The following is a 10,250-nucleotide window of genomic DNA, read 5'->3' on the forward strand; positions in this document are numbered from 1 at the left end:
TGAAGACACTGTAGCGACGATACCCGCAAAAGGGGCTGAGGCCGTACCCGCGGGTGGGAGGGTTCTCCTGTAGCGGATTTGTTGCTATATTCGTGTTTTCATGAGTGATTTATGTTATGTCTCACCTTATTTTTAGTTCGTACTTTTGCTTAACGTAGTCTTTTGCACTGGCTGTGGTCGAACCCACTTGGAGATGACCCCATGTGTTGGAGAGAAAATAAAACTAATGACAAACACAATACCTGTTGAAAAAGCCATGGATCCTGATACGGAGGTATCCAGCCAAACAGCAATGTAATACCCAGCTATTGAAGAAATAACACCAAACAATGCGCTTAACAACAGCATGACGGACAAGCGCTCTGTCCACAAGTAAGCTGAAGCGGCCGGTGTAATTAACATCGCAACAACCAAGATCGCTCCAACTGCGTCGAATGATGCCACCGTTGTTAACGAAACAAGTGTCATAAATAAGTAATGAAGTCCAACGACAGGTAGACCGAGACTTGCAGCAAGCGCAGGGTCAAATGCAGTGAGCTTCCATTCCTTATAAAAGGCTAGGATAAGCCCAAGCACAAGAAGGAATACACAGAATAACGTTAAGGTTGCAATAGGTACTTCAAAACCGATTAATGGTAGAGCGACTGTATTCCAAGGGATAAACGCAATCTCTCCCATCAATGTGTGTTTAATATCGAGGTGTGTATTCCCAATACTTGTTGAAACCAAGATCACACCGATAGCAAATAAACTTGTAAATACAACACCGATCGAGGCATCATATTGTACACCCTTTGATTGGAACCACTGTACAAGGTAAGTGGTTAGTAGACCGGCAAGAGCGGCTCCGATTAGCATGTGCACACCTTCTAAGCTGTGTGTAATCATAAAGGCCAGCACTATGCCAAGGAGAACCGTATGACTAATGGCATCTGCCATCATGGCCATCCGTCTTAGGACTAAGAAGACACCGATCATTCCACACGACATTCCAACTAAAGAAGCGGTAATAAGTATCCAAGCTACATATGTCATGCTTTGCCTCCCTTAGGCTCAGTCTCACGCCGTAGCGAACGGTGTTCCAGCCACTCGATCAACAATCCTTTTTCTTTTCCAATTACAAGGGAAACAAGAAAGAGGCATGAAGCTGCGAGAACAATAAATGGTCCAGTCGGCCAGCCTGCTCCCTGAGCACTAATAAAGGTACCGAGAGCACCGGAAATCCCTCCAAAAGCAGCTGATAGGCCCATCATCGTTTTAAAAGAGTGGGTCCAATATCTGGCGCTTACAGCCGGAATGATGAGGAGAGCGGCCATTAGGATGACACCTACAGCTTGAATCCCGATTACGATTGTTATAACAAGTACGGCAAGATAGACAGCATTTAACCCTTTTAACGAATAGCCAAGGCCTTTTGCGAAATCAGGATCAAACAAAAAGAGCTTCCATTCTTTAAAGGCTACAATAATAATGAGGATGACAAGACCGGCAAGACCAGCCATCATGTAGACGTCCGATTGAACCATTGTGGCCGCCTGACCAAAGATAAAGCTGTCCAGTCCGCTCTGATTTCCGCCACCAGAACGATTTGCAATGGTTAAGAGCATAATGCCCCCTCCAAAGAAAACAGAGAGAATCATTCCCATTGCTGTATCTTCCTTAATACGCGTTGAGGTTTTAATGGCTTGAATGAAAAAGGCTCCGAGTAAGGCACTTATTCCCGCACCAAGTATTAAAAATGGAAGGTTCTTCTCATTCATAATCATAAAGGCAATTACAACGCCTGGAAGAGCCGCGTGTGAGAGAGCATCACTCATTAAGCTCTGTTTTCTCCAATAAGCCAATGTACCAAACATTCCTGCAGCAATTCCAAGCAGCGTTGTGCTGAGTAGAACCCACTGAAAGTTACTGGAGAGAAGGATGGCCATTGTTTATTCCCTCCTTCATCCAACGAACTGCACCACCATATGCATTTGCAATGGTTTCCGCATTAAACACCTGTTGTGTTGGACCGTGAGCAATGACGGATTTGTTTAATAAAAGAACCTGATCAAAATAATCCTGAACTGTCTGAAGGTCGTGGTGGACAACTAGAACTGTTTTACCATTGTTCTTAAGTTCTTTTAAGATCGTCATAATCGCTTTCTCTGTTGATGCATCAACGCCAGCAAATGGTTCATCCATAAAATAAAGATCTGCTTCTTGAATAAGTGCTCGAGCGAGAAAGACTCGTTGCTGCTGTCCACCTGAAAGCTGGCTAATCTGTCGCTCTGCAAAAGCCCCCATGCCAACCTTCTCCAATGCTTCAAAAGCTTTCTCCTTGTGGCGACGCATCGGCCATTTAAACCAGCCAATCTTTTGGTATAAACCCATCATGACCACATCGAGGGCATTCGTAGGAAAATCCCAATCAACGGATCCTCTTTGTGGAACATAGCCAACACGCGTTTTCTCGGCTTTTAATGAGTGTCCAAAAAACGAAACATTACCACCTAAAGAAGGGTGGAGCTGTAACAATGTTTTAATTAAGGTTGATTTACCAGCACCATTTGGACCAACAATTCCTGTTAATGTTCCTTGCTCTACAGCAAATGAAACGTGTTCCAACACCTTATTTTTTCGATATGCGGCGCTTACGTTATCTACTTCTAATACATGCGACATGCTTATGTCCCTCCTGAAAGAGCATCGTATATAGTATCTACATTATAGCGATACATCCCTATATATGTGCCTGACTCTGTTCCTTCTTCTCCCATCGCGTCGGAATAAAGCTCTCCTCCAAGCGAAACGTTGTGGCCTGTTCGTTTAACTCCTTCGATGACCGATTGGATGGCTGCTTTGTTTACGCTTGATTCAACAAAGACGGAAGGGATGTCTTGATCGACAATCGTTTGAACGGTTGATTGAACGTCCGAAATGCCAATCTCTGATTCTGTACTTAAACCTTGCAAGGCGACAACCTCAAGATCATTCATTCGTGCAAAATATTGAAAGGCATCGTGTGCGGTGACAAGCACACGTTTATCCTTATCGATGGAGCCAAGTTTATTCTTAGAATATGTCTTTAATTCCTCTAACTCTAAAAGGTATTCTTGTTTGTTTTCTTCAAAATACGCGGCATCGCCAGGAGAAAGTTCTTTTAACTTTTCAACTGCAGCGATAATTCCTTCCTCCCAGATATCAATATCAAACCAAATATGTGGATCAGGTGAGCCCTTTGAAGCCGGATCTTCAAGTAAGTCATTAGGGTCTGCGGCACTTCCAAAAGCAAGAGTAGGAACTGAGGTGTGTTCAAATACCTCGCTCATATTCGCCTCAAGATGAACACCGTTATAAAAAAGAATATCTGCTTGCTCCAGTTTACTAATATCTCCTTGTGAAGCCTCGTATAAGTGAGGGTCAACCCCTGTCCCCATTAGGCTCTCAACATGAATGCGGTCGCCTCCAATTATACGCAGAGGGTCGGCAATTTGTGCAGTTGTAGTGACAACAGAAAGGGTGTCACTTTCTATAGACTCATTAGATTGACAGCCCGTTAAGACCAGTATGAAAAAAATTATAAAATAGAAAAATCGTCCTTTACGGTGCATCATACATCTCCTTCTGGCATAAACCTTGCTTCGTTTAAAAAAGTATGACAAGCGACTAAAAGTTGCGTTAAGTAAACTTTAATAGTCAACTGCAAATTTGTCAATAAAGAGTGTTTGATACAGAAGATAACCTCACATAAATTGTATAAGAATTGCGAAAATGAATCGTCACGTTCTGTCAATCTTGATATGATGGGACAAACAGGTCTATTTAGGTGAAACCGACTATAAGGCATTTGCATACGTTGAGTCATAACAACCTGCCACGCATAAGAAGAAGTTAAGGGGGAGATAGCTTGGGTCACAAAACGATTAAATACTATGAGCATGCAGAACGAATCAAACAATTAACGGTCGAACTCGTGAACCAACCAAGTATTTCTGGTACAGCTGGAGAACGTGAGATGGCTGATGTGATTGTGAAGATCCTTAGACGCTTGGACTATTATAAAGAGCACCCAGGTCATATTGTGACGGTGCCAATTCCAGGAGACCCAGAAAAACGTGAAGCAGTTATTGCCTTAATGGAAGGGAATCCAAATTCACAACATGCAACCCTTTTATTAAGTCACTATGATGTGGTAGGCGTTGATGATTTTGGGCAGTATAAGCCGTTTGCTTTTTTACCGGACCAATTGGAAGAAGCGATCAAGAATGAGCAGGAAGGGTATTTAAATGCCGATGCAAAGGAAGATCTTCATTCAGGCGATTATTTGTTTGGTCGAGGCACCATGGACATGAAAGCTGGACTCGCGATGCAGCTTTCGATTCTTCAGGATTTAAGTGAGGCGAAGGAAATCACACAAAATCTTGTACTCGTGGCTGTTCCAGATGAAGAAAAGCTATCAAAGGGGATGTTTGCAGCAGTAGGCGAACTCTATCAAATGAAACAAAAGGGATGGGAATTTGATGCGTGTATTTGTAGTGAACCTAACTTTTCAGCCTATCCAAACGATTATCAAAAATATGTTTACACAGGTTCAACCGGTAAACTCCTTCCCTTTATCTATTGTTTAGGCAGAGAAACGCATGTGGGTCAACCACTTGAAGGAATAAATGCATCAGTGATGGCAGCTCAACTGGCAGTAGAAATGGAGTGGTCAGAAAAGTTTGCCGATCAGGCATTAGGTGAAAAATCACCATCACCGACATGTCTTAGAATTCGTGACTTAAAGGACAGTTATGATGTGCAGACACCAAACGAAGCATACTTACTCTACAATGTCCTGACGTTGTCCACTCAACCTGAAGAGGTCATGAAGAAAATGGTTCAAGCCTGTATGCATTCAAGCGTACAAATCTATGAACGTCTTTTACGTCTTCGTTCAACACAAACGCATTCTACATCTGGACTTGAAAGTGATATACCAGAACCAAAGGTGTTCACATTAGAAGATATGTACCAAATGGGAATGAGTAAATACGGTCAGGAATTTGAACAAATGTATCAAGGGATTCTGCTTGAACAGAAGGATACGGAAGATTATTCGGAGGCAACACTTGCCATTGCACGAAATCTTTCAACCTATTTTCTTGACCTGGCACCATTTTATTTAGTGATGCTCCAACCTCCTTATTATCCTCATGTAAGCTTAGATTCGACCAAAGATGCAAAGCTTGTCCAAATGGTTGAGCGACTAGCTACATTTTCACATGAGGAGTTTGAAGAGACGATTGCTATTAAAACATTTTTCCCTGGTTTATCTGATGTAAGCTACTGTAAAAACAGCGGAGACACAAAGGCATATCAGTCGCTATTACGCCACATGCCTTTATACAAAAACGGCTATGACCTTCCTCTAAAACAAATAAATGAATTAGATGTCCCCACACTGAATATCGGCCCATTTGGGAAGGACGCACATAAACGTTCAGAACGGCTACAGCTTTCTTACTCTACGAAAGTGGCCCCACTTCTCCTCGCATATGCTCTAGAAGCGATTGATCGGATGAACCAATCAGTTTGATGATTGGTCCATCTCTTTTAATAATAATGTTAACTCCTTAAATTTTGCCTCATTCCGTTCATCAAGCGCCTGATCAATTTGAGAGAGAAGAGTAGCTCTGTCTGTTTCTTTTTGAACGTTCTCTAGAACACTTTGTGTGACTTGCTCATACCCTTTAAATCGTTTGTAGTTTTGAAATTGTTCCTTTATCGGAGTCTGAATAAGCTGTTGATAGGACGTATGAATATGACTTCCATAAAAATGGATCATCAAATTGCGTTTGATCGTAGGATGTGCCATACATTCTCCAAGTACTTTAGAAGGGTCTTCGCTTTTTTTAGCTTGATCATAATAGACAAAGCCAGGTTCATCGGATTGCATACTAGAGATCACAATGGTTTTCCCACTTGCAGGTAGAGTGGAAGTAAACGTGATGTGTTCTAGAACGTGTAAATGATTGACTAAATAATCAAGTATGGTTTTGGCTTCTCTGCTTTTTAATCGGTGGTTCTTAAGGAACCAATGTAAGAATGCAGCTTTTTCTGAAGTGGATACCCATCTGTTCATTTGATCACCTACCAATTTTCAAGTTTACGAGTACACCTTGCTTAATCATACCTCAAATGGATTCATTATGTTTCTATTTTCACAAATCGGGGAATACGAAACCTTACAATAAGAAGGTGGGTGAGGGCATGCCAAGAATTATACGACTTGCACTAAGATGGGGACCGGTTCTTTATCCAGTTGTGCGTAAAATCCTGAAGGACCGTAAGAAAAAACAGAGTGAATTTAGTGAGGCTCAAAAAAGGAAATAATTCAATACAAAGGAATGAAGGACTTGAAAGATTGATGTGATTTTACGATATATAAGTAGAGACTTCTGTGGACGCAGAAGAAAGGAGTCAGTAATCGACCTTGACTATACAAGCTAATATTCAATTAGAAAAACTAGTCGATGCACTACGTAATGCATATGATTCCGTGTATATACTGAAGTATGTTGGTGGTCGGTTTCAATATGAATACATTAGTGTCAGCGAGAATGAATCTACTTATTTAACAGAAGAATCAATTGGGATGTACGTGGAGGATGTCATTCCAAGTTATCGCACACAGAAGATTACTTCATTATTAATGAGGTCTATGGAAGAGCAAAAGGCCTTGCAATATACTGAGCGTCTGAATGCTGCTGATTTTGAACGAATGATGTGTGTTCCACTACCTCTCCAAGATCAAGAGCATCCGTATATACTCGTTTATTCAAAACGATTAGTAAGTATAAGAGAAGAAACATTTGAAGCAAAATCAGGTTTACCTAGTTTTGATTATTTTAGAGAATCCGTCCAACAGAAGCTTAAAGATATACAAGACAACCAATCGTTATCTCTCATTTATATAAACATAGATCAGTTTAGCACAATTATTGATCGAATTGGTCACGCACGTATTGAACAGATGGTAATTAAGATCGCTGCTCGTCTAAAATCGATCCTGCCTGAGCATTTAATGATGGCTCGAGTAACAGGTGACGAATTAGTTATACTCGTAGATCAAGAAACTTCTTTTCATTATGCATCAGAATTACAAGCACGGTTGTCCGCACCTTTTAAGGTGAATGAACTGGAGATTTATGTGACAGCCAGTATGGGAATAGCTACAGCTGCAAATTCAACCGATACTGTGGACCAACTCATTATGCAGGCTTATCGTGCGATGTTTGAAGCGAAACAGCTTGGTGGTAAGAAAATCAGGCACTATGATGAATGTTCCAACCGAACAGGCAATGAACTTGATCGGAATATGCTGGAACGTGAGCTGAAAAAAGCGATTGAGAATCAAGAGTTTACGTTATACTATCAGCCAATTATTCAACTATCTTCTCAGGTTATACACTATGAGGCGCTTATTCGTTGGGTGAGTCCTAAGCTTGGATTCATTTCACCCGACCAATTTATTTTGGTCGCTGAAGAGTGTGGATTAATTGAAATGATTGATGAGTGGGTTGTAGATCGGGTCTGCCAACAAATACGCACTATTCATCGAGATGAAATTCGAGTATCTGTCAACCTTTCTACAAAAACACTTGAATCGAATCGTTTAGAGGCTCTACTTTTACATACAACCAAAAGACATAATGTAGATCCTCGTCACATCGCTCTAGAAATTACGGAGCATTCCATTTTAAAAAATGAAGCAGCTACAATCGATAAATTAAAACGACTACGTGAGGCGGGTTTTCAAATAGCGATTGACGACTTTGGAGTAAGTCATGCGTCGCTCAATTATTTACGTCTCCTACCAGCAAATAAAATAAAGATTGATAAAGTGTTTATTCAAAACGTAACCACAGGTTCAAAAGACTATCATATTGTGACTTCTATCATTGCGCTTGCTCAAAAGCTAGGAATGACAGTGACAGCAGAAGGCGTTGAAACCGAAGAACAGGTTGATATGCTTCAAAAAATGAACTGTGATGAGATTCAAGGGTTTTATTTTAGTAAGCCGGTTCCAATTGAATCTCTTGCAGGAGTAACCGCTTCAATAAGAGAAGAGATGGCTAGCTTTGTTAATTAGAATAGGTAAAAGAAACAAGCCTCCGAAGATCATTCCTCGTAGGCTTGTTTTATTCTATGGATTTCATGGGGGAAATCTTAGATTGTTAGAGTTGCAGGTGCATCTTTGATAGCAAGAATGATTTGTCCTTGGTCAAGCTTGTCTTCAAGTAACGCTGCTTCTTCATGGCTGAAGCCTAGCTCCTCAAATTTCGCACGAAGCTCATCACCCTTTTTACGGAACACGTTTTTGATAGACGTACCTAGACCAGTTTCACTTACACCAACCGTATTAGCATCTGCGTTTTCAGCAACACGATTTGTACGGTCATCGTCATGAGTGATTACATAGATGTTATCCTCATGAACACCTTGCGTTTTAAGAGAATTCACTGCAGTTACTACTTCTTCGTCATTTTTAAATTCTTTATAAACTGGTTTCATAATGTATCGCCTCCTGTACTTTATGTTTACCCGGTGGACCATCCTTAAAACATGCAAATTGTGGTTTTATGATGTAAAAATGACGAAAGCTCACGGAAGGCTTTGAGGATAAAAAAGAGTAGCTGAAACAAGAGTCTTGACATCAACTCGAAATCAATGTATATTTATCTCGAATTAAAGATATCCGAAAGAGGAGTACTTATGGATAATGAATTAATAAAAAAACAGGATGAAGATTTATCATTAAAGCTCTTCGTTGTTTTAACAAGAGCAATCCAGTCAGTTAAAAAGAAAGTAGAAGAAGACATTAAAAGAATGGGTTTAAATCCAACTGAATTTGCAGTCCTTGAGCTAGTCTATAACAAGGGGGATCAACCCATTCAAAAAATTGGGGAAAAAGTTCTGATCGCTAGTAGCAGTATTACGTACGTTGTAGATAAACTAGAGAAGAAACAATTACTTAAAAGAAGACCTAGCCCAGAAGATCGGCGGTCTACGTACGCTGTGATAACAAATGAAGGAAAGCAATTCATGGATGAAGTGTTTCCGAAGCACCGAGAAGCCATAAATAATATTTGTGGTGGATTGAACAAGGATGAAAAGCAATCTTTAATTGAGCAGTTAAAAAAACTAGGTTATCATGCAGAGGCCTAATTTTTATCTAATATCTCGAATTCGTAATATATGATATCGAATTAAATAAAAATAGGAGTGATTCAAATGACAAAAAACACAATGGGAATTCATCATATAACAGCAATCGTTGGTCATCCTCAAGAAAACGTAGACTTTTATGCAGGAGTACTCGGCTTACGTTTAGTTAAGAAAACAGTAAACTTTGATGATCCAGGAACGTATCATTTGTACTTTGGAGATGAAGGTGGCAAACCAGGAACCATTATTACTTTCTTTCCATGGGCCAATGCGTATAAAGGTGTAATTGGTGATGGGCAAGTTGGGGTAACTTCATATGTTGTTCCAGTTGGTGCACTGGATTTTTGGACAAAACGATTAGAAGCATTCAATATTCCGTTTAATCAATCAGAGCGATTTGGAGAAACATACCTTACGTTTGATGATCCGCACGGTCTACATTTAGAAATCGTAGAAAGAGAAGAAGGAGAGCTGAATACTTGGGAATTTGGTGAAGTGAAAGCTGAGGTAGCTATTAAAGGATTTGGTGGAGCAACGTTGTATTCAGCGTCTCCAAAGGAAACAGCTAACGTTCTTGAGCAAACGATAGGACTGGAGAAAATGGCGCAATCCGGAGACTACATTCGTTTTCGTTCAAGCTCAGATATAGGAAATGTAATCGATCTAAAAACAGTCACAACAGGAAATGGATCAATGGGAGTAGGGACGGTTCACCATATTGCTTGGAGAGCGAAAGATGACGCGGATCAATTGGATTGGAAGGCACATGTAGAGCAATCAGGCTTACGTGTTACACCGGTTCAAGACCGAAATTATTTTAATGCTATCTACTTTAAGGAATACGGTGGAATTCTATTTGAGATCGCAACAGATCCACCAGGATTTGCTCATGACGAGTCTCAAGAAACGATGGGAAGTCAATTAATGCTTCCGGCTCAATATGAGGCAAGCCGTAAGAAGATTGAATCTCTTGTATTACCTTTTGAAGTTAGAAGTCTAGACTAACTCCTTGGAGGGGATGAAGAGGGCCTGAGTGCTGTTAGCCGATTACGCCAACG

11 protein-coding genes are annotated in these 10,250 nt (G+C 40.6%); 5 read left to right on the plus strand and 6 right to left on the minus strand.

Annotated features, from left to right (window positions below; translation table 11 throughout):
• Nucleotides 1–132: 132 nt before the first annotated feature.
• From ACQKKO_RS20600 to ACQKKO_RS20615, 4 genes are read right to left on the minus strand one after another with little or no spacing between them, the layout of a single operon-like run.
• The gene (locus tag ACQKKO_RS20600; RefSeq protein ID WP_498650476.1) at nt 133–1,035 is read right to left on the minus strand and encodes a metal ABC transporter permease; all 903 of its coding nucleotides are present in this window, start codon (nt 1,033–1,035) and stop codon (nt 133–135) included.
• Nucleotides 1,032–1,928, minus strand: coding sequence for a metal ABC transporter permease (locus ACQKKO_RS20605; protein ID WP_498650478.1), 897 nt, complete (start codon nt 1,926–1,928; stop codon nt 1,032–1,034). Before ACQKKO_RS20605 ends, ACQKKO_RS20600 begins: the two co-directional genes overlap by 4 nt.
• On the minus strand, nt 1,906–2,664 hold the full coding sequence (locus ACQKKO_RS20610) for a metal ABC transporter ATP-binding protein (protein WP_498650480.1): 759 nt from the start codon (nt 2,662–2,664) through the stop codon (nt 1,906–1,908). Before ACQKKO_RS20610 ends, ACQKKO_RS20605 begins: the two co-directional genes overlap by 23 nt.
• Nucleotides 2,665–2,666: 2 nt before the next feature.
• The gene (locus ACQKKO_RS20615) at nt 2,667–3,596 is read right to left on the minus strand and encodes a metal ABC transporter solute-binding protein, Zn/Mn family (protein ID WP_498650482.1); all 930 of its coding nucleotides are present in this window, start codon (nt 3,594–3,596) and stop codon (nt 2,667–2,669) included.
• 293 nt (nt 3,597–3,889) lie between these two features.
• Here ACQKKO_RS20615 and ACQKKO_RS20620 point away from each other — a divergent pair, with 293 nt between their 5' ends.
• Nucleotides 3,890–5,560: a M20/M25/M40 family metallo-hydrolase gene (locus tag ACQKKO_RS20620; RefSeq protein WP_498650484.1), complete on the plus strand. Its 1,671-nt coding sequence runs from the start codon at nt 3,890–3,892 to the stop codon at nt 5,558–5,560.
• On the opposite strand, the gene ACQKKO_RS20625 is transcribed toward ACQKKO_RS20620, so the two are convergent.
• Nucleotides 5,552–6,106, minus strand: a complete 555-nt coding sequence (locus tag ACQKKO_RS20625) for a YpiB family protein (protein ID WP_498650486.1) — start codon at nt 6,104–6,106, stop codon at nt 5,552–5,554. The two genes, ACQKKO_RS20620 and ACQKKO_RS20625, sit on opposite strands and share 9 nt — an antisense overlap.
• A gap of 128 nt (nt 6,107–6,234) precedes the next feature.
• Between ACQKKO_RS20625 and yxzF the strand changes: the two genes are divergently transcribed.
• Together yxzF and ACQKKO_RS20635 are read left to right on the plus strand one after the other, a co-directional pair.
• Nucleotides 6,235–6,357 carry a small protein YxzF gene (yxzF, locus tag ACQKKO_RS20630; RefSeq protein ID WP_498650488.1) on the plus strand — a complete coding sequence of 41 codons (123 nt, stop codon included), beginning with the start codon at nt 6,235–6,237 and terminating at the stop codon, nt 6,355–6,357.
• A 100-nt stretch (nt 6,358–6,457) separates the two neighbouring features.
• On the plus strand, nt 6,458–8,116 hold the full coding sequence (locus ACQKKO_RS20635) for a putative bifunctional diguanylate cyclase/phosphodiesterase (protein ID WP_498650490.1): 1,659 nt from the start codon (nt 6,458–6,460) through the stop codon (nt 8,114–8,116).
• Nucleotides 8,117–8,193: 77 nt separating this feature from the next.
• On the opposite strand, the gene ACQKKO_RS20640 is transcribed toward ACQKKO_RS20635, so the two are convergent.
• The gene (locus ACQKKO_RS20640) at nt 8,194–8,538 is read right to left on the minus strand and encodes a YflT domain-containing protein (protein ID WP_498650492.1); all 345 of its coding nucleotides are present in this window, start codon (nt 8,536–8,538) and stop codon (nt 8,194–8,196) included.
• Between the two features lie 201 nt (nt 8,539–8,739).
• Between ACQKKO_RS20640 and ACQKKO_RS20645 the strand changes: the two genes are divergently transcribed.
• Together ACQKKO_RS20645 and ACQKKO_RS20650 are read left to right on the plus strand one after the other, a co-directional pair.
• On the plus strand, nt 8,740–9,192 hold the full coding sequence (locus tag ACQKKO_RS20645; protein WP_498650494.1) for a MarR family winged helix-turn-helix transcriptional regulator: 453 nt from the start codon (nt 8,740–8,742) through the stop codon (nt 9,190–9,192).
• A gap of 66 nt (nt 9,193–9,258) precedes the next feature.
• A complete protein-coding gene (locus tag ACQKKO_RS20650; protein ID WP_498650496.1) occupies nt 9,259–10,197 on the plus strand; it encodes a ring-cleaving dioxygenase in 939 nt (312 codons plus the stop codon).
• The last annotated feature ends 53 nt before the right edge of the window (nt 10,198–10,250 follow it).

Source organism: Alkalihalobacillus sp. NPDC127517 (genome assembly GCF_050276055.1).
GTDB lineage: Bacteria > Bacillota > Bacilli > Bacillales > Bacillaceae_D > Alkalicoccobacillus.